Below are 22,210 nucleotides of genomic sequence, written 5' to 3'. Positions count from 1 at the left end.
AATTATTCCCACTCGATCGTCCCGGGCGGCTTGGAGGTCACGTCGTAGACGACGCGGTTCACGCCGCGGACCTCGTTGATGATGCGGGTGGCGGTCTTGGACAGAACGTCCCAGGGGAACTGGTAGAAGTCGGCGGTCATGCCGTCCGTGGAGGAGACGGCGCGCAGGGCCAGGACCTTTTCATAGGTGCGGGCGTCGCCCATGACGCCGACGGTCTTGACCGGCAGCAGGACGGCGAAGGCCTGCCAGATCTTGTCGTAGAGACCCGCCTTGCGGATTTCATCCAGATAGATGGCGTCCGCCTGTTGCAGGGTCTCGACGGCGTCCGGCGTAATCTCGCCCGGGATGCGGATGGCCAGGCCCGGTCCGGGGAATGGATGGCGGCCGACGAAGGCGTCGCTGAGCCCCAGTTCGCGGCCCAAGGCGCGAACCTCGTCCTTGAATAGTTCGCGCAGAGGCTCGACCAGTTTGAGTTTCATATAGTCCGGCAGGCCGCCGACGTTGTGGTGGCTCTTGATGACGTGGGCCTTGCCGCTGGACGAGGAGACGCTCTCGATCACGTCTGGATAGAGGGTGCCTTGCGCCAGGAATTCGGCGCCCTCGATCTTGGCGGATTCGCGATCGAACACCTCGATGAACAGCCGGCCGATGGTCTTGCGCTTGGTTTCGGGGTCGGAAATCCCGGCCAGTTCGCTCAGGAATTCCTTCGACGCATCAACATGCACCAGCGGGATGTTGTAGTGCTCGCGAAACAGGGTCGTGACCTGGGTGGCCTCGTCCTTCCTCAACAAGCCGGTGTCGACGAAGACGCAAGTCAATTGATCCCCGATGGCCTCATGGATCAGAACGGCGGCGACCGAGGAGTCAACGCCGCCCGACAGGCCGCAGATCACCTTGGCGTCGCCGACCTGTTCGCGGATCTGGGCGATCTTCTCGTCGCGATAGGCGGCCATGGTCCAGTCGCCCTTCAAGCCCGCGATGCCGTGGGTGAAGTTCTTCAGCATCTGATGGCCGCGCGGGGTGTGCATCACCTCGGGGTGGAACTGCACACCGTAGAAGCGACGGGCCTCGTCGGCGATCACCGCATAGGGTGACCCCTCGGACGAGGCGACCACGTCGAAGCCTTGCGGAATGGCGACGATCTTGTCGCCATGGCTCATCCAGACCTCTTCGTTCTCGCCGACGGGGGCCAGGTCGGCCAGCAGGGGCGAGGTCTTCTGAACCGTGATCTCTGCGCGGCCGAACTCGCGCGTGTGGCCGCCCTCGACCTTGCCGCCCAGCTGCTCGCACATCGTCATCTCGCCGTAGCAGATGCCCAGAACCGGCACGCCGGCCTCGAACACGCCCTGCGGCGCGCGGGGGCTGCCCTCTTCATGCACGCTCTCGGGACCGCCCGACAGGATGATGGCCGCCGGGTTCATGGCCGTCAGAGCCGCTTCCGCCTTCTGGAACGGATGGATCTCGCAATAGACGCTGGCCTCGCGCAGGCGCCGCGCGATCAGCTGCGTCACCTGGCTGCCGAAGTCGACGATGAGGACCTTTTGGTGGTCTTGCGGCGTGGTCATGGCGTGATCGAATCCGGGGCAGGAAGATGGGCGGGGTCTTGGCCGGGCGGGGCCGACATTTCAAGGGCGGGAAACTCAAGAGCGGCGGGGCCGTCGGCCTCCAGCCACGCGATCAGCCGATCCAGGGCAACGGCCAGGTTCTCGTCGACATGATGCAGGGTCGAGGTCCAATCCTCCAAAGCCTTCAACTCGGCGCGACCGTCCGACACGCCGCGTAAGGCGATCAGGGGCACACCGAAGATCTGGGCGGCGCGGACCAGGGCCCAGGTCTCCATGTCCACCATCTCGGCGTCGATGGCGTCATAGGCGGCGCCGGACACGACGTTCGCTCCGGTCGACAGGGTCGCCGTCGGCACGCCGGGGATCGGGCACGGCAAAGGCAGGACGGCGGGCTGGTCCAGCAAGGGGGTCACGCCCTTCGGAAAACCCAGCGGGCTGGCGTCCATATCCCGATAGGCGACGGACGAGGCCTGATAGACCGCCGCATGATCCAGCACCCGCGATCCGCACGAGCCCAGCGATACGATCAGATCCGGCAGATCGCCCGCCGCCTCCAGCCGCGCCAGGGCGGCGCCCAGGCTCACGGCGGCCTCAACAGGACCGACGCCGGTCATCAGCGGCGCGATCCGGGCCTGAAGGTGCGGCCCGTATTCAGCAGGCGCGGCCATGACGTAGAGCAGCGAAACCCCGCCATGCCGCGCCAGCTTCATGCCGCGCGCTCGTAGATGGCGGCGAAGAAGCCGTCGGTGTCGGCCGAGGCCGGCGACAGGCGCAGCCGCGCCCCGGACGCCAGCTCGGCGAACTTCGCCTGCGCCGCCTCGGTCAATTGCGGCGCCGAGAAGACGTCGGTGACCGCGACCGGGCGGAAGTCGGGATTGGCGGCCTCGAAGGCGTCGACGCTGGCCTCGTTCTCGCGCGCCAGCATCGAACAGGTGACATAGACCAGTCGGCCGCCCGGCTTCACAAGCCTGGTCGCCTGGCTCAAAATACGCACCTGCAGGCCGTGCAGCTTTTCGATCTCCTCGGCCGTCAGGCGCCAGGCGTCCTCAGGACGACGACGCCATGTGCCAGAGCCCGAACAGGGCGCATCGACGAAGACCAGATCCGCTTGGCCGTTGACGGCTTCCAGACCGCCGCCGTTCTGGCCGATCAGGACCAGCTCCGCCTCGACGCCCGCGCGCTGCAGGCGAGGACGGATGTTCTCCAGCCGCTTGTTGACGACATCCGAGGCGACCAGCTTGCCTTGCGCCTTCATCGCCTGGGCCAGACCCAGCGTCTTGCCGCCGCCGCCGGCGCAGTAATCCACCACCGTCATGCCGGGCTGCGCCCCCGCTAGCCAGCAGACGACCTGGCTGCCTTCGTCCTGGATTTCGAAGCGGCCGGCCTTAAAGCCTTCCAGCGCCTGGATGTTGGGCGGCGGTTCCGACGGCACGCGCAGGCCGACGCGCGACCATGGCGTGCGCGAAACGTCGAGACCAGCGGCTTTCAGCTCGGCCTCGACCTCATCGACCGTGGCGGCTGCATCATTGACGCGCAGGTCGATCGGCGCGCGCGGCGCCATCAGGGCGTGGGCTTCATCGGCCCAGCGATCGCCGAAGGTGGCCTTGAAATCCTCGACGACGAACTCAGGCAGGCCGGCGGCGACCCAGCCCGGCAGTTCGCCCTGCCCCGCCGTGATGCGGCTGCGCTCCTGTTTCGACAGCGGGCGCGGGCCATAGCCGTCGCCGGAATGCAGGGCCTCGATCTCTTCCAGCGAAAGGCCGTCGATGGCGTGCAGCGAACCGATGACCAGAGCCCGACCGTCTTCACGCCCGCCCATGATCCACGACAGGCGGCCGCGCGCGCGCAGCACCTTATAGACCCGGTCGGCGATGGCGCGCCGGTCCTTGGACCCGGCGTAGCGGTTGGCCGTGCCCCAGGCCTTCATGACGGCCTCGGCCGGTTGGCGGCCCTGGGCGATGGAGTCCAGGACGGAGGCGGCGGCGGCGAGGCGAGCGGCTGGGGTCAATTCAGGCTTTCAAACGAAGAACAGGGACGCCAGGACCATGACCAGTCCCGCAAGCGAGACCACCCAGACCAGCGACCGGATATAGGGAACGCCGAAGGCGTAGAGCGGCACATAGACCACCCGCCCCCAGAAATAGAGCGCTGCGCCCCACACCGTCAGGGCGTTGGACGCGCCGATGACGTGAGCGATCAGCACCGCGCCGATAAACAGCGGCAGGGTCTCGTACAGATTGGCCTGGGCGCGTTCGAGACGGCCGGTCAGCGGCTTCTTCGCCTCCGGCGTCTCGTCGCGCGGACCCGCATTCCATTTCGAGCCGAACTCGGCCGTCCGCGCCCCGGCGGGCAGGAAGATCTGAACCAGGGCGAGGATCAGCGTCAGGGCCAGATAGATGAGTTCGGTCGTCATGGTCGCCTACCCCTGCCGATAGTTGGGCGCTTCACGCGTGATCATCACGTCGTGGACGTGGCTTTCGCGCAGACCCGCGCCGGTGATGCGCACGAAGCGGGCGCGTTCTTGGAACTCCGGGATCGTGCCGGCGCCGACATAGCCCATGGAGGCGCGAAGACCGCCGACCATCTGGTGCAGGACCGGGCTGATCGGCCCCTTGTAGGGCGTCTGACCCTCGATGCCCTCGGGCACCAGCTTCTCGGAGGAGACCTCCTTCTGGAAATACCGGTCCGCCGAGCCGCGCGCCATGGCCCCGACCGAGCCCATGCCGCGATACGACTTGTAGCTGCGGCCCTGATACAAGAAGACCTCGCCGGGGCTTTCGTCGGTGCCCGCGAACATCGAGCCCATCATGGCCACGTTCGCCCCGGCCGCGATGGCCTTGGCCAGATCGCCCGAATATTTGATGCCGCCGTCGGCGATGACCGAGGCGCCCGTGCCCTTGGCCGCCCGCGCGGAGTCCATCACCGCCGTCAGCTGCGGCACGCCCACGCCGGCGACGATGCGGGTGGTGCAGATGGAGCCGGGACCGATGCCCACCTTCACCGCATCCGCGCCTGCGTCGATCAGGGCGCGCGTCGCATCATAGGTCGCGACATTGCCGGCGATGATCTGCAGCCGGTTGTTCTCGCGCTTGATCCGCTCGACCACCTGGGCGACCGAGGCCGAGTGACCGTGGGCGGTGTCGATCACCACCACGTCGCAACCCGCTTCGGCCAGCGCCATCGCGCGTTCGTATCCGGCGTCGCCGACGGTGGAGGCTGCGCCGACCAGCAGGCGGCCCTGCTCGTCCTTGGCGGCGTTGGGGAAGGCCTGGGCCTTCTCTATGTCCTTCATGGTGATCAGGCCGACGGCCCGATAATCCTCGTCCACCACGATGACGCGCTCGATCTTGCGGGTCTTCAGTAACTCGCGCGCTTCGTCGCGGCTGGCGCCTTCGCGCACCGTGATCAGGTCGCCGGTGGTCATCAGCGAGGCGGCGGTGACGTTCAGGTCGCTCTCGAACCGCATGTCGCGGTGGGTCAGCATTCCGACCAGCTTGCCCGTCGCCGGATCCACGACGGGGAAGCCGGTGATCTTCTTGCGCGCCACGATCTCGCGCACTTCGCCCAGCGTCGTCTGCGGGCCGACCGTCACCGGATTCACCACCATCCCGCTCTCATAGCGTTTGACGGCGCGGACCTCGTCGGCCTGCTCCTCGATGGTCATGTTGCGGTGCAGAACGCCCAGACCGCCGGACTGAGCCATGGCGATGGCCAGACGGCTTTCCGTCACCGTGTCCATGGCGGACGACAGCAGCGGGATGTTCAGTTTGATGTCGCGCGTCAGCTGGGTCGAGACATCGACCATCGCCGGCATGAACTCGGATGCGCCGGGTTCCAGCAAAACATCGTCGAAGGTCAGTCCTTCGCGTATCTCCATAGGGAGTCTCCGTTTTGCGGGCCGCGTATAACGGGATGCGGGGGTCGGGGGCAAGGCCGATTGCGGTTATAGGACCGATAGATTTTATTGCTTTGCAACCCGCAGGGCCGCTCACCATTCTCTCCGCATGGTCGGCGTCATCCTCAGCACCGCGCGCAAACTGGCTCTGAAGATCGCCAGCTATGGCGTCATGCACCTGATCGTCGCCATTCTGGTCGCCTTCGCCATCACCCGCGACTGGCGCATCGCCCTGGCCGTCGGCATGGTCGAGCCGATCTTTCAGACCATCGCCTACACCGTCCACGACCGCGTCTGGCACAAGGTCGAGCGGCGTCGCATGGCCTCCAATATCGAGGAGGCGACCGAGGCCTTCACCGCCCGCCTCGACATCATGTCGCCCGAGGAACAGCGCCGCTCGCACGACGCCCATCACGGCCACAGCCATGCCCTGCCCCGGTCCTTCAAACAGATCGCGCTGAAGACCGTCACCTATGGCGTCATGCATTTCGCCGTGGCGGTCGCCGTGGCCTACGCCCTGACCAACGACATCCGCACGGCGCTGACCATTGGCATGGTCGAGCCTCTGGTGCAGACGCTCTTTTTCGCCCTGCACGACCGCATCTGGTCCCGCCTGGAAGATCGCAGAGCCCGCGCGAGTACAGCCGCCGCCTGACGCGTCAGCGCTTGTTCAGCGCGACCAGAAACACCTCGGCGCTGTCCTTACGGCTCGACGCCGGCTTGACGTATTTCACCGTCTCGAACTCCTCGCGCAGCCGCGCCAGAACGCCGCCGGCGTCTCCGCCCTGGAAGTTTTTGGAGACGAAGTTGCCGCCGGGCCGCAGCGTGCGGATGGCGAAGTCAGCGGCGATCTCGATCAAGGCGATGATCTTCAAATGGTCCGTCTGGCGATGTCCGACCGTATTGTGCGCCATGTCCGACAGCACCAGGTCCGGCGCCCCGCCGATGGCGTCGATCAACTGCTGGTCCACGCCCGGATGGGTGAAATCGGCCTGAAGCAGGGTCGCGCCGGGGATCGGCGCGATCATCAGCAAATCGACGCCCGCCACCGCGCCCGCCCCCCGGTTCAACGCCACCTGCACCCAGCCGCCCGGCGCCGCGCCCAGGTCGATGACCTTTGACCCGCGCTTGATCAGCCGGAACTTGTCGTCGATCTCGATCAGCTTGAAGGCCGCGCGCGAGCGCCAGCCTTCGGCCCGCGCCTTTTCAGACCATTTGTCCGACAGCTGGCGTTTGATCCATTGCTGGCTCGACATCGACTTGGTGTCGGCCGTCTTCATCTTGGTGCCCATGCCGCGTCCGGCGGCGGTTCCGCCGGTGGGCGGTTTCACCATCCGGCGGCGCTCTTGGGGCTTTTCGTCTTCGCTCATCGTTCCCACATAGCCCCGACCGGCGTTGCGGGCTATGTCCCGCCTCAAATCAACCCAAAGAGGACGACCGACATGGCCGACACCCTGACCTTCACCCTGGACACCGGCGACGGCGAAGCCCGCGACGTGGTCATCAAGCTGCGCCCCGACCTGGCCCCCGGCCACGTCGAACGCATCACCGAACTGGCCAAGGAAGGCTTCTACGACGGCGTGGTCTTCCACCGCGTGATCCCGGGCTTCATGGCTCAGGGCGGCGATCCGACCGGCACCGGCACCTCCGGCTCCAAGAAGCCGAACCTGAAGGCCGAATTCTCGGCCGAGCCGCACGTGCGCGGCGTCTGCTCGATGGCCCGCACCTCGGACCCCAACAGCGCCAACTCGCAGTTCTTCATCGTCTTCGACGACGCCACCTTCCTGGACCGCCAGTACACCGTCTGGGGCCAGGTCGAGTCGGGCATGGAACACGTCGACGCCCTTCCCAAGGGCGAGCCGCCGCGCAGCCCCGGCAAGATCGTCAAGGCGACGGTCAACTAAAGCGAAAGCGGCAGAGTTGGACTTCGTCCAACTCGGATTAGATTTCGCGAAACGAGAATGTGCGCAATCTTGACGTTTCTCGATGATGGCTTTCAGTTGCGCGACTGAGCCATCGTCGGGGGACGACATTGCGCATTCTTCTGGTCATCGAGCCGTCCGGCGGCGGCTCGGGGCGTCACGTGGTCGATCTGGCCCGCGCCTTGATCGGAAGCGGCCATCAGGTGTCCCTGATATGGTCGCCAAGCCGCGCAGAGCCTTGGTTCGAGGCCTCGGTCGCCGCCCTTGCCCTCCACGCCAGTGAACGTCTGCCGATGCGACGCAGCGTCGGACCGTGGGACGTCGCCGCCCTTCACGCCCTGAATCGCCTGATCGCCCGCCTCGGCCCGTTCGAGATTGTTCACGGCCACAGCGCCAAGGCCGGCGCCTTGGTCCGCCTGGCCCATGCGCCCCGCGCCGCCAAGATCTACACCCCTCACGCCCTGCCGATGATGGCCCCGGCCAGCCTGACGACGATCAGCGCCGGCGCGGCCGAGGCGCTGTTGGCCCGGTCCGGCGACGCCGTCATCGCCGTCTCTGAGGAAGAGGCCGCCGTCGCCCGGCGCTGGGGACTAGGAGGACACCGCTTGCACATCGTCCCCAACGGCCTGGCCGCGCCGCCCGCCAACGATCGTCTCGCGGCCCGCCAGGCCCTCGGCGTTCCCGACGACGCTCTGGTCGTCGGCTTCGTCGGCCGGCTTTGCGCTCAGAAAGACCCCGTCCGGTTCGCCAACGCCGTCCGCCGGGCGAACGCCATCGATCCGCGCATCACCGGCGTCATGATCGGCGATGGCGACCTGGCCCCGTCGGTCAGGACCGCCGCCGGCGACGCCCTACGTCTGCTGGGCGCACGCGACGCTGCGCCGCTGATGGCGGGCTTTGATCTTTTCGCCATGACCAGCCGTTATGAGGCCGATTCCTACGCCATGATCGAGGCGGCCGCCTTGGGCCTGCCGATCGTCTGCACCGACGTCGGCGGTATCGGGCGTCTGATCCAGGCCGGCGCGCACATCGACCGCCTGCCTGTCGACGCCTCGCCCGATCATCTGGCCGAGGCGATGCGCGCCGCGCTGGCCAGCCGCGTCGTTCCCCTGCCGATTGCGCCGGGCCTGCTGTCCGCCTCATGCATGGCCGAACAGACGGTCCGGATTTACCGCGACGCCTTCGCCCGCAGACGCCTAGGTGGCTGAGCCCGTCTTCATCAACGGCCGCTTCCTGACCCAGCCGATGAGCGGGGTTCAGCGCTATGCGCGTCAGATCGTCCGCGCCCTGGACCAGCGCCCCGGTGCCGCCGACCGCTACGTCCTGTTGACGCACCCCGGCGCCGATGGCCTGAACCTGCGCAACATCCCGACCCGCAAGATCTGGCGCGCGGGCGGCCATCTTTGGGAACAGACCGCCCTGGCCTGGACCGCGCGCCATGGCCGGCTGCTTTCGTTAGGGGGTTCGGGTCCGGTGCTGCACCGGCGGCAGATCGTCGTCATCCACGACGCCGCCGTTTTTCGTCATCCCGAGCATTTCCGAACAGGCTACGCCGCCATCCACCGCGCCCTGAACAGAATCCTGGCGCGCCGGGCGCGGCTGGCGACCGTCTCCGAGTTTTCCCGGTGCGAGTTGGCCTCGGTCCTGAACCTGTCGCCCGACAGCATCGCTGTCGCCCCGAATAGCGCCGACCATCTTCGCATCGTCACGCAAGACCCTGCCGTCGTTGCACGCCTCGATCTGACGACCCGCCCCTACTTCGTGGCCCTGGGTAATCTGACGCCGAACAAGAACCTTATCGTCGCCATCCGCGCCCTTTCCCGCCTTGCCGAGCCTGCCGTTCGGCTGGTCTTCATCGGCGACCGACCCGCTGTCTTCGACCGTTTCGCCTTCCCGGCCGACCCGCGCCTGATCTTCGCCGGCCGTCGCTCGGATGCCGAGATCACCGCCCTGCTCGGCGGCGCGCGCGCCCTGGTCTTTCCCAGTCTCTACGAAGGCTTCGGCATTCCGCCGCTTGAGGCGATGACCCTCGGCTGTCCGGTCATCGCCTCCGACATCCCCGCCACGCGCGAGGTCTGCGCCGACGCCGCCCTCTATTTTGACCCTGCCGACGACGCAGCCCTGGCCGCCTATATGGCTGAGATGCTCAGCCGACCGGATGTCGCTCGCCGCGACGCCGGCCTTCGCCGCGCTGACGGTTACGCCTGGTCCCGCTCGGCCGAAATCATCGAAGACCTGCTGCTCAGCACCTGACGATAGACGGCCTTGTGCGCCTCGACGATCGACTCCTCGGTCCAGGCCGGCGCACCGACCGCCGCGAAACGCCAGCGTTCCGGCTGGTCCACAGCCGCCTGCATCGCCGCCGTCAGCGCGCCTGCATCCCCCGGTTCCACTAAGGCTGACATGCCCGCCCCCTGCGCCGCCTCCGGCAAGCCGCCGATGCGCGATGCGATCACGCCCCGTCCCTGCTGAACCGCCTCCACGACGCTGCGTCCGAACGGCTCGGCCCACACCGCCGGCGCAACCAGCACATCCACCTTGGGCCAGAACGCCTCCGCCTCCACCTTCCCCAGCCAGACGATGCGCGGATCATCATAAGCCCGCCTCAACGCCTGCACGTAATCCGCCTCGCCCCGCCCGGCGATATTCAGCGTCCAGTCGCCGCCCAACCCTCTGGTCGCCGCCAGCAGAACCTCGATCCCCTTTTCCGGCTCGACCCGCCCCAGAAACCCGAACCGCATCGTCGGCGCCTCGGCCAACGATGGTCTTGGCGCGATCGTCGCCGCGCCCGCTGCATTGCCGATCACCGACGCCTGCGTCCGTCGAAAATAGCCGGCCGCCCGATGTGTCTCCAGCACAGCCCCGCTCAGGCCGATGACATGATCCACCGCTTGCGACCCCACCCGCTTGCCCGCCGTCAGCAACACGCACGACCCACACCGCCGATCGCATCGCCGTCCGCGTCGAAACAGCGACGCCCGCGCGCACAGCATCGACCAGTCCCTCAGCGTCTGCACCAGCGGCAGATCCCGCCGCGTCACCGCGCGATAGACTGACAGCGAAAACCCCGTCGTCAGGTGCAGATGGATCAGGTCCGGCCGCACCCGCGCGACCGCCCGATCCACCGCCTGATCCATCAGCGGATTGGCCGCCTCCAGCCCATGCCAGACCGCCCGCTGGATCGCCGACCGCCGTACGCCGTCATAGGGCCAGTACAGGTTTCGCAACGACAGCCGCTGCACGGGCACGCTGTCGATCCGTTCGTTCACCGTCTCGCGCCTCGAAGTCAGCGTCAGCACCGACGCCTCCACGCCCGCCCGCCTCAACCCCTGGGCCAACTGCGCCACGCTGCGTTCCGCCCCGCCGACCTGCGCCGGCGGATACAGGGTGTTGACGATCAGCACCCTCACGGCGCCAGCGGCCTTCGCCAAGCCAAGGCGCCGACCAGACAGCACAGGAAGACTATCCCCGCCCCCTGCGTCAGGTCCTCTCCGAACATCGCCGCCAGCACATAGGCCGACAGCGGCGTCAGCGCGTCCAGCCGCGCCGCCGACGCCAGATGCAGCCCCAGCAGCACCAGCGCGCTCACCACGCCCGCCGTCCGCGCCGTGAACAGATAGCCGTTGTGGCTGACCGACAGCGCCCGAAACGCCCCCATCTCGTCCGCCGACGACCACCCCGCCCCCATCGGCCGCTCCACGACCAGATCGACTGTCCGCCGCCAGGTCAGCATCCGTCCGGCCAGATTGTCCTGCAGCGCCGCCCTGTCGAACCGTCCCGCAAACCGGCCGCCGTCGAGGTCGAACCGCCCCGCTTGCAAAGCCACCACGCCCACCGCCAGCACACAGACCGTCAGCGCCACGCCCAGCGGCCGAACCCGCTCGCGCCAACGCCAATCGACGACCATCCTCGCCAGCCCCGCCAGTATCGCCGCCATCATGCCGCCCCGCGACAGGGTGCTGACGAACCCCAGAACCGTCACGCCGACGCCGCCCCAGGTCGTCGCGCGCCGCGCCCAATGCCGCCCCGCCAGCATCACGCCTGTCGGGACCGCCAGTCCGATCATCACCATCGCCGCATTTGGATGCTCGGCCAGGGTCGTCAGTCGCACCTGCGCGGCCGTCGTGGTCACCATCGCGCGCGGGGACGCCAGCCCCACGGCCTGCAAAGGCTCCAGCCCCATCAGTATCGCCAGCCCATAGGTCGCCAGGTGACACGCCGCGCCTGCCAGCACGGCCCAGAGGAACAGCCGCCGCCGTCGCTCGTCCCTCAGGATCAGGCTCGCCACAGCCGGCGCCGCCAAGGCCGAGGCGATCCACCGAAACCAGAAGGCCGCATCCCCGACGTTCAGCCGATCGCCGCCCTGCGCGACCTGCACCAGCAGCGTCATCGCCAAGAATCCCGGCGCAACCACGCAAGCCGCCCTCAGAACCGGCGCCATGTCTCGCCACGTCACACCCACCAGCGGCAAGGCAATGATCAGCGCCAGATCCCCTAGCCGCGGCCCGCTGACCTGCCCCGGCGTCAGAAAGAGCGGCAAGGTCACGCCCAGGCCCAGCAAGCCCAACGCCAGCCGCTCATAGGCCGCGCGCACCTGCGACCACCGCAGCGCCCCACGCCGTGATACGCTCAGGACGGCCTGCAATGCTCGACCTCGGGATCGAACCGCGCCCCGTCCACCACGCCCGCGACCAGCACCCCAGCCTTGCGCCAGCGTCCGCCCAGCGCCAGCCGCCCCGCCAGCCTGAGCCGCGACGCGGCATAGCGCAGCGCCGAGCGCCGTCCCTCGTGCCGCCGCTTGGCCAGGATGACGTTGCGCGTCAGATAGCGATGCAGCCGTTCGCGCCGCGCATCCGGCTCGGTCTCGATGGTCAGCCGTCCCGGCGCCGCGCGCACATGCTCGACCCGGCTGGCCGCGACCAGATAGCCCGGCTCGTCGCGCGACAGCCGCAGCGTATATTCCGTATCGTCGCCCCAAATGAACATGGGCGCCAGCGGCAGGCCGTGCCGCATCACCGCCGCCCGGCTGACCAGGACCGACACGAACGTTGCCTGCCGCACCGGAACAATCCCCTGCTCCAGCCGCTCGCCCCAGGCCGGATAGCCCAGCACATTCTCGCGTTGGTCGATCTCGGACGTATTGGTCAGATGCCCCTCAGGCGACCGCACGCTGGAACACAGGAAGGCCGGAACGACGCCCTCGTCCGCCAGCCCCGCTTCCGCCGCCAGCAAGGCCTCCAAGGCATCCGGCGCCGCCAGCACGTCGTCGTCCATCAGCCAGACCCGGTCGGCCCCCGCCTCGATCGCCGCGCGGATGCCGGCGTTGAAGCCGCCCGCCCCGCCCGTGTTCACCGGCATCCGCACCACCATCGCCTGCCCCGCCCAGGCGTCGGCCAGCATCTCGGCGGTGCCGTCGTCGCTGGCGTTGTCGACCACCACCACCCCGTCGCAATGCCGCGTCTGGGCGATCAGATGCGCCAGACATTGCTCCAGCAGGGCGCGCCGGTTCCACGTCACCACCACCGCCCAAACAGACGCCCTCATGCCGCCATCCGGGCGATGGCCGGCGCCAGCGACTTCTCGACCAGGCTCAGCGCCCGCCCGACCGCCTGGTCCATGTTGTAGTACTGAAAATCGGCCAGCCGCCCGGCGAACCAGACCTTGCCCGCCAGCGTGGCCGCCATCTCGCGATATTGCCCCGCCAACGCGCGCGACGCCTCCGTCAGGATCGGATAATAGGGGTCGTTCACGCCCGCCTCATAAGCCATCGGATATTCGGTCACCGTCGCCGTCGTCGGCTCGCCCTCGCCGGTCAGGTGACGGAAATCAGTGATGCGCGTGAAGTCGAAGTCGTTGGGATAGTTGACTGTCCCGACCGGCAGGCCGTCCTCGACGTCCACGACCTGATGGTCGAACCGCACGCTACGATAGGGCAAGCCCCCGACCGACTGGCCGAAATAGTCGTCCAGCGCGCCGCAATAGACCATCCGGTCCCACGACCCCGCCCCCACCTGATCCATCGGCGTGTTCAGCGACACCGTGATGTTCGGATGATCCAGCATCCGCTCAAACAGCGGCCCATAGCCGTCGCGCGGCATGGCCTGATGGCGGTCGACGAAATAGCGGTCGTCACGGCTGACCGCGATCGGCACCCGAGCGGTGACCGAGGCGTCCAGCGCCTCGACCGGCAAACCCCAGTGCTTGGCGGTGTATCCGGCGAACACCTTGTCGAAGACATAGTCGCCCAGCAGCCTCAGATCCGGATCGTCTCCCGCCCGTCGCAGGTCATGGATGCTGGGCCGCGCCCCGAAACCGAACCGCTGGACCAGGGCCTGCGTCATCCGCTCGGCCATCGCGGCGGGAAACAGCGTCTCGATCGAATCCAGATTGAACGGCAGCGGCACCTGTCGCCCGTCCACCTGCCCCTGGACCCGATGGGCATAGGGTCGCCATGCCGTGAACCGGCTCAGATAGTCGAAGATGCGCGCGCTGTTGGTGTGGAACACGTGCGGGCCATAGGGATGGATCAGCCGCCCGCCCGCATCGCGCCGGTCGTGCGCATTGCCGCCGACATGGTCGCGCTGATCGATCACCAGCACGCTCTGATCCAGCCCGCGCGCCAGTCGTTCGGCGACCACCGCCCCGGTGAAACCGGCGCCGACGATCAGCCAGTCATATCGCCGGGACATCGCCCCTCCCGCCGGTCTGGAACAGTACGCCCCAATGCGCCCTCAGGCCGATCAGGCAGGCCGCGACCACCGCCGCCTCGCCGATGGTCCGCGCGCCCGCCATGCCGACCGCGCCAAGGCCGGGCGCCAGCACCATCGCCGGCCCCAGCGTCGCAACACAGCCCAGCGCCACGATCAGCGCGAACCGTCCATCCATCCGCAGCGGGTTCATCAGATGCAGCCCTAACACCTGGCTGACGGCCACCAGCGGCAGCACCCAGGCCAGAAAACGCAGCACATCGACCGCGCCCGCAAACCCCGGCCCGAACAACAGTCTGATCAGCAGCGGCGCCGCCAGCGTCAGTCCCGCCGCCAGCAGCACGAACGCCCCCGTCGACGCGGCCAGCGTCCACCGCGCCGTGCGAAACGCCGCTGCCTGATCCTGTCCCAGCAGTCCGGCGATCCGGGGCGCAATCAGGCCCGCCAGCGGCCGCATCAGCGATCCGAACGCCGCGACCAACCGGTCCGCCGCCCCGTACAGCGCCGCCTGCGCCGGCCCGGCCAGCGCCGCGACGACCAGAACGCCCGCCCCTGTATAGGCGACGATGACCGCCCGACTGGCGAACAGCGGCCCGCCCTGGCTCAGGACACGTCGCACAAAGCCCCGCTTCGGCGCTTGAACCCTCTGCCGTCGCAGCAGCAGGACGCCGGTCGCGACCAAGCCGGCCCAGACGCCGCCCGCCTGGACGGCCATCACGCCGCCGACGCTCAGGCCGGGCATCGCCAGAACGACCCCCGTCGCGGCCAGGGCGAAGCCAACCTCCAGCATCGCTGCCAAACCGGGATCGCGAATGCCCTGAAAAAACCACAGCAGGCTGGCCCCCTGCCCGATCCCCAGAACGACCGCCATCGCCACGACGACGCTCGCCCCTTCCAGAACCGGATTCAAGGCCGCCAGACCTACGCCGACCGCAGCGGCGGGCAGGATCAGCACGCCGCGCATCGCCAGGGCCTGACCGACCAGGACGCCGCGCCCTTCGACGGCTCCGGCGATGTCGCGCGGCCCCGAGAGCGACTGCCCGTAATCGACCACCACCGACACCACCAAGGCCAGGGCGATGGCAGAGGCGAATGCGCCGAACCCTTCCAGCCCCAGGCGTCGCGTCAGAACCGGATAGAGCAGCAGCGGCGAGACATAGCGGGCGACATGCGCGCCATAGACCCAGCCCGCATCGGCCGCGCCGCGCGCCGACATCAATCGGTGCCTGCCATCCCCCAACTGTCGCCCCCGCGATCAACCCTGGCGCGAGCTTTAGACACGCGCGGCTGCAATCGCAAGCGCGGGCTCAGCCGGGCGGCTTAGCCGAAACGGCCCTCGGCCCAGCGCGCGGCGAAATAGCCGCCGGTCGCCGACAGCATCGTCAGGGTCGTGCCCCAGATCAGGTCGATGATCGTCAGCTTGGTCTGCCACACCGCCAGGGTCGCCTGATTGGTCAGGTCGTAGGTGGCGTAGGCGACGAAGCCCAGCACCGCCCCGTTGATCGCCGCCCGCGTCCAGTTCCCCTCTTTCAGGGCCGGCGCGATCGCCAGGAACACGGTCCCGGCGATGGAGATCAGATAGAAGGCCACCGCCGCCTTCATGTCCGGCTTGTCGGCCATGATCGGCCCGATGACGGGCTTATACAGCCGGTTCGTCATGGTGGTCAGCCAGACGAAATCGATGGCTGCAAAGGTCAGGCCGGCCCCGAGATAGGCCGCGACATATTTGATCATCCTCGTCTCCCTTAAGCCGGCTTCAGTCGATAGTGGCTGACCGCCCAGGTGCGGCCCTCGTCGTTTCCGAACAGACCGGCCGTCGCCAGATAGAAGCGTCGCCAGCGACGGGTCCAAAGTTTGGCGTCGTCTCCATAGGTCTCACGCATCAACACCGCGATACGCGCGGCGTTCCGGTCCATGTTCGCCAGCCAATCATTGGCGGTCTTCGCATAGTGACCGCCGTTCCAGGTCCATTCCTGCTCGACCGCGAACAGGTCCTGAAACTGTCGGATCAGGCCGTGGCTCGGCATGACGCCGCCGGTGAAGAAATGCTGGGCGATGAAGTCGCCGCTGTCGGTGTGATCGAACCGATAGGGCGCGTCGCGGTGCGTGAAGACGTGGATGAACATCCGTCCGTCGTCCTTCAACCAGCCCCGCGCCTTGGTCAGCAGGGCGCGCCAGTTGGCCATATGCTCGAACATCTCAACCGAGACGATGCGGTCGAACCGTTGCTCGGTCTGGAACTCGTTCATGTCGCGCGTGATCACCGTCAGGTTCGTCAGGCCGCGCGCCGCCGCCTGGGCTTCGATATGGCCGCGTTGGCCGTGGCTGTTCGACACCGCCGTGATCTTCGCATTCGGATAGGTCTCGGCCATCCACAGCGACAAAGAGCCCCAGCCGCAGCCCATTTCCAGGATCGTCTGACCGTCCTTCAGATCGGCATGGGCGCAGGTCTCTGCCAGCGCCGCCTCTTCCGCCTGATCGAGAGTCTCGCGGCCCGTGGGATAGAGGCAGCAGGAGTATTTCAGCCGCTTGCCCAGGCACAGCTGGAAAAACTCGGGCGGCAGTTCGTAATGCTGCTGGTTCGCCGCATCCGTATGTTCGGCGATGGCGCGCTGGGCCATTTCGCGCGCAAAGGCCGCCTCGTCATGCGGCCCGTCGCGATCCAGACGCTTTCTGGCCTCTGTCACCAGGCTGTCGATCGCCGGGCGCGTCACGAAGTCCGGGAACGGCGCGTCCTGAAGCTGGCGAATGGCGACATTGGTCAGGTTCATCGGCGTCCTCGATCGTCGGATCTTGCTGCAGGCTTGACGGTAATACGACACCTCGGCCCCGATGGATGCCTGATGGATATCTGACCCCCTTGAACACAACCGAAGCGATGCCGACATCCGCCTTCCGCGACGACCGATTCCGTAGAAAGTGCACCAATTGCACTCTCTTTTTCGAACCCGGCTCGCCGTCGGTTCAGACGAATTAGACGAATTAGACTCTGTTTTTCGCCTTCACCGTCTGAAATCGCCGCGTCGGATCGACGCCGCGTCTTGCCCCCCGCCCGCCCCCGCGTTAGGCGTGGTCAAAAGCCGATATTCATCAGGCAGTGAAAAAAGGGAGAGCGATGGGAAAGATCTACGCTGACGTCACGTCCGCGCTGGAGGGCCTGACCTTCGACGGCATGACCGTCATGTCCGGCGGCTTCGGCCTGTGCGGCATCCCAGAGAACCTGATCGCTGCCCTGCGCGACAGCGGCGTCAAGGGCCTGACGGTCATCTCCAACAACGCCGGCGTCGACGGCTTCGGCCTGGGCCAGCTCCTGGGCACCCGCCAGATCGCCAAGATGATCAGTTCTTACGTCGGTGAGAACAAGGAGTTCGAGCGCCAGTATCTGGCCGGCGAGCTGGAGCTTGAGTTCAACCCGCAGGGCACACTCGCCGAGCGCATCCGCGCCGGCGGCGCGGGCATCCCCGCCTTCTTCACCGCCACCGGCGTCGGCACCCTGGTCGCCGAGGGCAAGGAGGTCCGCAACTTCAACGGCCGCGACTACGTCATGGAGACCGGCCTGGTCGCCGACCTGTCCATCGTCAAGGCCTGGAAGGCCGACGAGCGCGGCAACCTGGTGTTCCGCAAGACCGCCCGCAACTTCAACCCGATGATGGCCACGGCCGGCAAGGTCACGGTCGTCGAGGTCGAAGAGATCGTCCCCGTCGGCGCGCTGGACCCCGACCACATCCACACGCCGGGCGTCTACGTCGACCGCCTGGTCCAGACCGTGTCCGAAAAGCGCATCGAACAGCGCACCGTCCGTCAACGTGCCGCCGGCGCCGCCGCCGGATCGGAGGTCTGATCATGCCCCGCACCCGCGAACAACTCGCCGAACGCGCCGCTCAGGAACTGCAGGACGGCTTCTATGTGAACCTGGGCATCGGCATCCCGACCCTGGTCGCCAACTACATCCCCGCCGGCATGACCGTGACCCTTCAGTCCGAAAACGGCATGCTGGGCATGGGGCCCTTCCCCTATGAGGGCGACGAGGACCCCGACCTGATCAACGCCGGCAAGCAGACGATCACCGAGATCCCGGAGTCGTCATACTTCTCCAGCGCCGACAGTTTCGCCATGATCCGCGGCGGCCATATCAACCTGTCGATCCTGGGTGCGATGGAAGTGGCCCAGAACGGCGACATCGCCAACTGGATGATCCCCGGCAAGCTGGTGAAGGGCATGGGCGGCGCCATGGACTTGGTCGCGGGCGTCAAACGCGTGGTCGTCGTCATGGAACACGCCAACAAGCACGGCCAGTCCAAGGTCTTGAAGGAATGTAGTCTGCCCCTGACCGGCACGGGCGTCGTCAGCCGCATCATCACCGACCTGGCCACCTTCGACGTCAAGCCGGACGGCGCGGGCCTCGAGCTGATCGAACTGGCCGACGGCGTGACCCTGGACGAGGTCGCCGCCAAGACCGAGGCGACCTATTCGGTTTCTAAGGAACTCACGAAGGCCTGACCGATGGCGGCGATGACGACGTGCCCGATGATTGCTCGACGTGAGGAGGGCACGTCGGCACGGCGTCTGCCGAAGTCTGCAATCCGCCGACCACGATCTGGATGACGGGCTCATTCCACCGTTCGTAGCTGACCATCCCCGCGGGCACAGTGCAGACTGAGGTTTCGGCAGGCCCCCGTGCCTGCCCGCCCACATATCTGACGATGAAGCCGGAATACTTCAGGCCCTCGCCCTGACTGTTCTCGACCTTCAGCAACGAACCCACATCACGTCGCGCGTGCAGTCCAAACCTGATCGTTCCGGGCGCCGCCTCATTCAGCGGCCCACGTGAATCCTCGGCGGGCGGCAGGACATCGCCAATATCGATGCGGTCGACCTTGATCAGGTCGTAGGTTCCATTTGCGTTGCGACGCAGCGTCGCCCGCTCACCTATGGCGACATTGAGCGTGCCTTGCACAAAGCCGGACCGCCGACCTTCGAACTGTTGAGGTGTGGCGGGATATGCCGGCTGGGCGTCCTGTATGAGGAACCCTGCCATCAAGGCGGCCAGTAGCATGATGATCTCCAGTTGCAAGCCAGCTAGCCCGCATCGCCTCAGACCCGTCAAGGGGCAATGATTGAGAAGATCGCGCCAATGGCCGAAGGTCGATTGGGCAGCGCCAATGAGCCTAAGCGTCTAATCGGCGATAGGCGGCGCCCACAAAAGCCATCGTCAGCGGAGCCTGTAAGCCTGTCAGCACGAAGGCGAAGACGATCCAGCCGGCCGTGCCAGACATCAGCCCCGCGCCCCACAGCAACACCAGAGCGATCTTCGGCGCAGCCGTAACGACAAGCCCGGCCAACAGGGGCCAGAAGCCGCCGCGCGCGATGCTCATGCTCTGCAACGACACCATCTGCCCGCGCCCGATCGTCGCCGGCGCAAACAGGGACAGGCGCACCGCGAAGGCGATGACGGCGAACAGGGCGAAGGCCGTGACGACCGCCAGCAGGATCAGCTTCCACGCCGGCCCCACCGCGCTCCACTGGCGCATCTCGATGGCCTGTGCGTTCAACTCGGCCATGCCGAACACCGCCAACAGGACCAGGGCCACGACCGACAGGATCATGGCGAGAAAGATGGCGCACAGCAGACCCGCGCCCAGCAGCCGGACCTCTGGCCGTCCGAACTGCAACCCAACCGGCCCCAGGCCCAGGCGTCGCGCCTCGACCAGATCGTCCGTGATCGCAATCCGCGCCAGAGCGCCCGCCAGCACCAGGGTCGAGGCCAGGGCGCACGCCGCCCAGGTCAGGCCCGCCGGGCCCGTCGCCAGTGGCTTGAGGCTCCAGACCACGGCCGCCAGCACGATTGCGCCGCAAGCCCCGCGCCACAGGCGAGGCAGGGCGCGGGCCGCCGCCGACAGCGTCTCGCCCAGTCGCAAAATCCGATGCTCGCTCAATCCACGCCCCCGATGACCGGCGGCGGATATAGCAGGGGGCCATGACACCGCGCCACCCGCCCGCTAGAAGGCCGCGATGAGCGCTTCCCCCTCTCCTTCCCCCATCCACGTCATTGGCGGCGGCCTGGCCGGCTCCGAGGCCGCCTGGCAGATCGCCCAGGCTGGCGTGCCCGTCATCCTGCACGAGATGCGCGGCGTGCCTGGCGTCAAGACCGACGCCCACCACACCGATGGCCTGGCCGAGTTGGTCTGCTCCAACTCCTTCCGCTCGGACGACTGGCAGTTCAATGCGGTCGGCCTGCTGCACGCCGAGATGCGGGCGCTGGGTTCGGTCATCATGGCCTGCGGCGACATCAACCAGGTGCCGGCCGGCGGCGCCCTGGCCGTGGATCGCGACGCCTTCTCCCAGGCGGTGACCGCCAGACTGACCGCCCACCCCTTGGTCACCATCGTGCGCGAAGAGATCGCCGGCCTGCCGCCGCAGGAATGGGACAATGTCATCGTCGCCACCGGCCCCCTGACCTCCCCTGCCCTGGCCGACGCGATCCTGAAGGCGACGGGCGAAGAGTCCTTGAGCTTCTTCGACGCCATCGCCCCCATCGTTCACGCCGACTCGATCGACTTCGACATCGCTTGGCGTCAGTCGCGCTATGACAAGGAAGGTCCGGGCGGCGACGCCGCCGCCTACGTCAACTGCCCGATGGACAAAGCCCAGTACGAGGCCTTCATCGACGCTCTGCTGAGTGGTCCCAAGGCCGAGTTCAAGGACTGGGAACACGTCCCCTACTTCGACGGCTGCCTGCCCATCGAGGTCATGGCCGAGCGTGGTCGCGAGACCCTGCGGCACGGCCCGATGAAGCCGGTCGGCCTGACCAATCCGCGCGACCCGCTGGTCAAGGCCTACGCCATCGTCCAGCTGCGCCAGGACAATGCGCTGGGCACTCTCTTCAACATGGTCGGCTTCCAGACCAAGCTGAAGCACGGCGCGCAGGCCGAGGTCTTCCGCATGATCCCCGGACTGCAGAACGCCCAGTTCGCGCGTCTGGGCGGCCTGCACCGCAACACCTATCTGAACAGCCCACAACTGCTGGACAAGCAGCTGCGGCTGAAGGCCATGCCGCGCCTGCGTTTCGCGGGCCAGGTGACGGGCGTCGAGGGTTATGTCGAGAGCGCGGCCATGGGCCTGCTGACCGGCCGCCTCGCCGCCGCGCAAGCGCTCGGTCGCGACCTGGCCCCGCCGCCGCCCGAGACCGCCATGGGCGCCCTGGTCGAGCACATCACCGGCGGGCACCTGGCGGGATCGAAGTTCCAGCCGATGAACATCAACTACGGCCTGCTGCCGCCGCTGGAGGCGCCCAAGGTCGACGAGGCCGGCGTCAAGATCCCGCTGAAGGAACGCGGCCGGGCCAAAAAGCGCCTGATGAGCCTCCGGGCGATGGAAAGCCTGAAGGCCTGGCGCGACGCGGCGGCCTAGACCACCGTCCCGAACACCCGTCCGATCACGGCCGTGACCGCCATGGCCAGCACGCCCCAGAAGACGACGCGAACCACCGACCGGCCGATGTCGGCCCCGCCCGCCCGAGCGCCCAAGGCCCCCAGCGCGATCAAACCAGCGACGGCGCTGGCCGCGACCCAGATCAACAGCCCGCCGGTCGGGGCAAGGGCGACCGTCGCCAGGGGCAAGGCCGCGCCCGCGGCGAAGGTGGCGGCGGACGTCAACGCCGCCTGGACCGGCCGCGCCATCGTGAAGCTGGAGATGCCCAATTCGTCGCGCGCATGCGCACCGAGCGAATCGTGCGCCATCAGCTGTTCAGCGACAGCCCGCGCCGTTTCCGGCTGAACACCCCGTTCGACATAGATCGCCGCAAGTTCATCCCGTTCCGCCTCGGGCGCGGCGGCCAGTTCGGCGGCTTCCCGGGCCAGGTCGGCTTTTTCGGTGTCCGACTGAGAGCTGACGGACACATATTCACCGGCCGCCATGGACATGGCGCCCGCGACCAGGCCCGCCACGCCCGACACCAGAACCGCCGCTTTCGGGGCTCCGGACGCGGCCACGCCGACGATCAGGCTGGAGGTGGACAGAAGGCCGTCGTTGGCGCCCAGGACGGCGGCTCTCAGCCATCCGATACGGGCGATCAGATGACGTTCCAAATGGGTTCGCGACACGGCGGATCTCCACGCTGTT

23 protein-coding genes are annotated in these 22,210 nt (G+C 67.6%); 7 read left to right on the top strand and 16 right to left on the bottom strand.

The features are described 5' to 3' along the window. Window positions 1–2: 2 nt before the first annotated feature. Genes guaA through guaB form a run of 5 tightly spaced genes read right to left on the bottom strand, consistent with a single transcriptional unit; the run spans window position 3 to window position 5,442 of the window. Complete coding sequence (gene guaA / locus JX001_RS07620; protein WP_205682966.1) at window positions 3–1,565, bottom strand: glutamine-hydrolyzing GMP synthase; 1,563 nt, start codon at window positions 1,563–1,565, stop codon at window positions 3–5. Next, window positions 1,562–2,275: a 5'-methylthioadenosine/S-adenosylhomocysteine nucleosidase gene (locus JX001_RS07615; protein ID WP_205682965.1), complete on the bottom strand. Its 714-nt coding sequence runs from the start codon at window positions 2,273–2,275 to the stop codon at window positions 1,562–1,564. Before JX001_RS07615 ends, guaA begins: the two co-directional genes overlap by 4 nt. Beyond that, window positions 2,272–3,573 (bottom strand): RsmB/NOP family class I SAM-dependent RNA methyltransferase, encoded by a 1,302-nt coding sequence (locus tag JX001_RS07610; protein ID WP_205682964.1) that lies wholly within the window; start codon window positions 3,571–3,573, stop codon window positions 2,272–2,274. The genes JX001_RS07615 and JX001_RS07610 overlap by 4 nt, the downstream gene beginning before the upstream one ends. A 9-nt stretch (window positions 3,574–3,582) precedes the next feature. Continuing rightward, complete coding sequence (locus JX001_RS07605; protein WP_205682963.1) at window positions 3,583–3,978, bottom strand: MAPEG family protein; 396 nt, start codon at window positions 3,976–3,978, stop codon at window positions 3,583–3,585. A 6-nt stretch (window positions 3,979–3,984) separates the two neighbouring features. Beyond that, window positions 3,985–5,442, bottom strand: a complete 1,458-nt coding sequence (guaB, locus tag JX001_RS07600) for an IMP dehydrogenase (RefSeq protein WP_066550937.1) — start codon at window positions 5,440–5,442, stop codon at window positions 3,985–3,987. Between the two features lie 127 nt (window positions 5,443–5,569). On the opposite strand from guaB, the gene JX001_RS07595 reads away from it, so the two are divergent. Beyond that, on the top strand, window positions 5,570–6,115 hold the full coding sequence (locus JX001_RS07595; protein ID WP_205682962.1) for a DUF2061 domain-containing protein: 546 nt from the start codon (window positions 5,570–5,572) through the stop codon (window positions 6,113–6,115). A 4-nt stretch (window positions 6,116–6,119) separates the two neighbouring features. On the opposite strand, the gene JX001_RS07590 is transcribed toward JX001_RS07595, so the two are convergent. Further along, window positions 6,120–6,830 (bottom strand): RlmE family RNA methyltransferase, encoded by a 711-nt coding sequence (locus tag JX001_RS07590; protein WP_055753232.1) that lies wholly within the window; start codon window positions 6,828–6,830, stop codon window positions 6,120–6,122. A 72-nt stretch (window positions 6,831–6,902) separates the two neighbouring features. On the opposite strand from JX001_RS07590, the gene JX001_RS07585 reads away from it, so the two are divergent. The 3 genes from JX001_RS07585 (at window position 6,903) to JX001_RS07575 (ending at window position 9,635) form a co-directional block, all read left to right on the top strand. After that, window positions 6,903–7,364 carry a peptidylprolyl isomerase gene (locus JX001_RS07585; protein WP_017504078.1) on the top strand — a complete coding sequence of 154 codons (462 nt, stop codon included), beginning with the start codon at window positions 6,903–6,905 and terminating at the stop codon, window positions 7,362–7,364. Window positions 7,365–7,492: 128 nt separating this feature from the next. Beyond that, the gene (locus JX001_RS07580; protein ID WP_205682961.1) at window positions 7,493–8,590 is read left to right on the top strand and encodes a glycosyltransferase family 4 protein; all 1,098 of its coding nucleotides are present in this window, start codon (window positions 7,493–7,495) and stop codon (window positions 8,588–8,590) included. Beyond that, complete coding sequence (locus JX001_RS07575; RefSeq protein WP_205682960.1) at window positions 8,583–9,635, top strand: glycosyltransferase family 4 protein; 1,053 nt, start codon at window positions 8,583–8,585, stop codon at window positions 9,633–9,635. Before JX001_RS07580 ends, JX001_RS07575 begins: the two co-directional genes overlap by 8 nt. On the opposite strand, the gene JX001_RS07570 is transcribed toward JX001_RS07575, so the two are convergent. From JX001_RS07570 to JX001_RS07540, 7 genes are all read right to left on the bottom strand, one after another. Continuing rightward, window positions 9,581–10,813, bottom strand: coding sequence for a glycosyltransferase family 4 protein (locus JX001_RS07570; protein ID WP_205682959.1), 1,233 nt, complete (start codon window positions 10,811–10,813; stop codon window positions 9,581–9,583). The two genes, JX001_RS07575 and JX001_RS07570, sit on opposite strands and share 55 nt — an antisense overlap. After that, window positions 10,789–11,976, bottom strand: a complete 1,188-nt coding sequence (locus JX001_RS16415) for an O-antigen ligase family protein (protein WP_205682958.1) — start codon at window positions 11,974–11,976, stop codon at window positions 10,789–10,791. Before JX001_RS16415 ends, JX001_RS07570 begins: the two co-directional genes overlap by 25 nt. A 35-nt stretch (window positions 11,977–12,011) precedes the next feature. After that, window positions 12,012–12,926, bottom strand: a complete 915-nt coding sequence (locus JX001_RS07560; protein ID WP_205682957.1) for a glycosyltransferase — start codon at window positions 12,924–12,926, stop codon at window positions 12,012–12,014. Then, on the bottom strand, window positions 12,923–14,071 hold the full coding sequence (glf, locus tag JX001_RS07555; RefSeq protein ID WP_205682956.1) for a UDP-galactopyranose mutase: 1,149 nt from the start codon (window positions 14,069–14,071) through the stop codon (window positions 12,923–12,925). Before glf ends, JX001_RS07560 begins: the two co-directional genes overlap by 4 nt. Then, entirely contained in the window at window positions 14,055–15,305 is a 1,251-nt protein-coding gene (locus JX001_RS07550; protein ID WP_205682955.1) for an oligosaccharide flippase family protein, read from the bottom strand. Before JX001_RS07550 ends, glf begins: the two co-directional genes overlap by 17 nt. A 104-nt stretch (window positions 15,306–15,409) precedes the next feature. Continuing rightward, the gene (locus JX001_RS07545) at window positions 15,410–15,823 is read right to left on the bottom strand and encodes a DUF2177 family protein (RefSeq protein ID WP_039245498.1); all 414 of its coding nucleotides are present in this window, start codon (window positions 15,821–15,823) and stop codon (window positions 15,410–15,412) included. 11 nt (window positions 15,824–15,834) lie between these two features. Continuing rightward, entirely contained in the window at window positions 15,835–16,860 is a 1,026-nt protein-coding gene (locus JX001_RS07540; RefSeq protein ID WP_205682954.1) for an SAM-dependent methyltransferase, read from the bottom strand. Window positions 16,861–17,204: 344 nt separating this feature from the next. Between JX001_RS07540 and JX001_RS07535 the strand changes: the two genes are divergently transcribed. Together JX001_RS07535 and JX001_RS07530 are read left to right on the top strand one after the other, a co-directional pair. Continuing rightward, entirely contained in the window at window positions 17,205–17,930 is a 726-nt protein-coding gene (locus JX001_RS07535) for a CoA transferase subunit A (RefSeq protein WP_137722023.1), read from the top strand. Window positions 17,931–17,932: 2 nt separating this feature from the next. Beyond that, the gene (locus tag JX001_RS07530; protein WP_205682953.1) at window positions 17,933–18,589 is read left to right on the top strand and encodes a 3-oxoacid CoA-transferase subunit B; all 657 of its coding nucleotides are present in this window, start codon (window positions 17,933–17,935) and stop codon (window positions 18,587–18,589) included. Here JX001_RS07530 and JX001_RS07525 read toward each other — a convergent pair. Both JX001_RS07525 and JX001_RS07520 read right to left on the bottom strand, forming a co-directional pair. After that, window positions 18,576–19,163 (bottom strand): hypothetical protein, encoded by a 588-nt coding sequence (locus tag JX001_RS07525; protein ID WP_205682952.1) that lies wholly within the window; start codon window positions 19,161–19,163, stop codon window positions 18,576–18,578. The two genes, JX001_RS07530 and JX001_RS07525, sit on opposite strands and share 14 nt — an antisense overlap. A 94-nt stretch (window positions 19,164–19,257) precedes the next feature. Then, on the bottom strand, window positions 19,258–20,025 hold the full coding sequence (locus JX001_RS07520; RefSeq protein ID WP_205682951.1) for a hypothetical protein: 768 nt from the start codon (window positions 20,023–20,025) through the stop codon (window positions 19,258–19,260). A 76-nt stretch (window positions 20,026–20,101) separates the two neighbouring features. Between JX001_RS07520 and trmFO the strand changes: the two genes are divergently transcribed. Beyond that, window positions 20,102–21,499 carry a methylenetetrahydrofolate--tRNA-(uracil(54)-C(5))-methyltransferase (FADH(2)-oxidizing) TrmFO gene (trmFO, locus tag JX001_RS07515; RefSeq protein ID WP_205682950.1) on the top strand — a complete coding sequence of 466 codons (1,398 nt, stop codon included), beginning with the start codon at window positions 20,102–20,104 and terminating at the stop codon, window positions 21,497–21,499. On the opposite strand, the gene JX001_RS07510 is transcribed toward trmFO, so the two are convergent. Then, window positions 21,496–22,191, bottom strand: coding sequence for a VIT1/CCC1 transporter family protein (locus JX001_RS07510; protein WP_205682949.1), 696 nt, complete (start codon window positions 22,189–22,191; stop codon window positions 21,496–21,498). The genes trmFO and JX001_RS07510 overlap by 4 nt on opposite strands. Window positions 22,192–22,210 lie beyond the last annotated feature (19 nt).

The sequence above is a fragment of the Brevundimonas fontaquae genome (genome assembly GCF_017086445.1).
GTDB classification, from domain to species: Bacteria; Pseudomonadota; Alphaproteobacteria; order Caulobacterales; family Caulobacteraceae; genus Brevundimonas; species Brevundimonas fontaquae.
This window is presented reverse-complemented; position numbering and strand designations above follow the sequence as displayed.

Coding starts and splice junctions, on each gene's coding strand:
- guaA (WP_205682966.1), bottom strand. CDS start 1,565: ATGACCACGCCGCAAGACCACCAAAAGGTCCTCATCGTCGACTTCGGC.
- JX001_RS07615 (WP_205682965.1), bottom strand. CDS start 2,275: ATGAAGCTGGCGCGGCATGGCGGGGTTTCGCTGCTCTACGTCATGGCC.
- JX001_RS07605 (WP_205682963.1), bottom strand. CDS start 3,978: ATGACGACCGAACTCATCTATCTGGCCCTGACGCTGATCCTCGCCCTG.
- guaB (WP_066550937.1), bottom strand. CDS start 5,442: ATGGAGATACGCGAAGGACTGACCTTCGACGATGTTTTGCTGGAACCC.
- JX001_RS07595 (WP_205682962.1), top strand. CDS start 5,570: ATGGTCGGCGTCATCCTCAGCACCGCGCGCAAACTGGCTCTGAAGATC.
- JX001_RS07590 (WP_055753232.1), bottom strand. CDS start 6,830: ATGAGCGAAGACGAAAAGCCCCAAGAGCGCCGCCGGATGGTGAAACCG.
- JX001_RS07585 (WP_017504078.1), top strand. CDS start 6,903: ATGGCCGACACCCTGACCTTCACCCTGGACACCGGCGACGGCGAAGCC.
- JX001_RS07560 (WP_205682957.1), bottom strand. CDS start 12,926: ATGAGGGCGTCTGTTTGGGCGGTGGTGGTGACGTGGAACCGGCGCGCC.
- glf (WP_205682956.1), bottom strand. CDS start 14,071: ATGTCCCGGCGATATGACTGGCTGATCGTCGGCGCCGGTTTCACCGGG.
- JX001_RS07550 (WP_205682955.1), bottom strand. CDS start 15,305: ATGTCGGCGCGCGGCGCGGCCGATGCGGGCTGGGTCTATGGCGCGCAT.
- JX001_RS07545 (WP_039245498.1), bottom strand. CDS start 15,823: ATGATCAAATATGTCGCGGCCTATCTCGGGGCCGGCCTGACCTTTGCA.
- JX001_RS07540 (WP_205682954.1), bottom strand. CDS start 16,860: ATGAACCTGACCAATGTCGCCATTCGCCAGCTTCAGGACGCGCCGTTC.
- JX001_RS07535 (WP_137722023.1), top strand. CDS start 17,205: ATGGGAAAGATCTACGCTGACGTCACGTCCGCGCTGGAGGGCCTGACC.
- JX001_RS07530 (WP_205682953.1), top strand. CDS start 17,933: ATGCCCCGCACCCGCGAACAACTCGCCGAACGCGCCGCTCAGGAACTG.
- trmFO (WP_205682950.1), top strand. CDS start 20,102: ATGAGCGCTTCCCCCTCTCCTTCCCCCATCCACGTCATTGGCGGCGGC.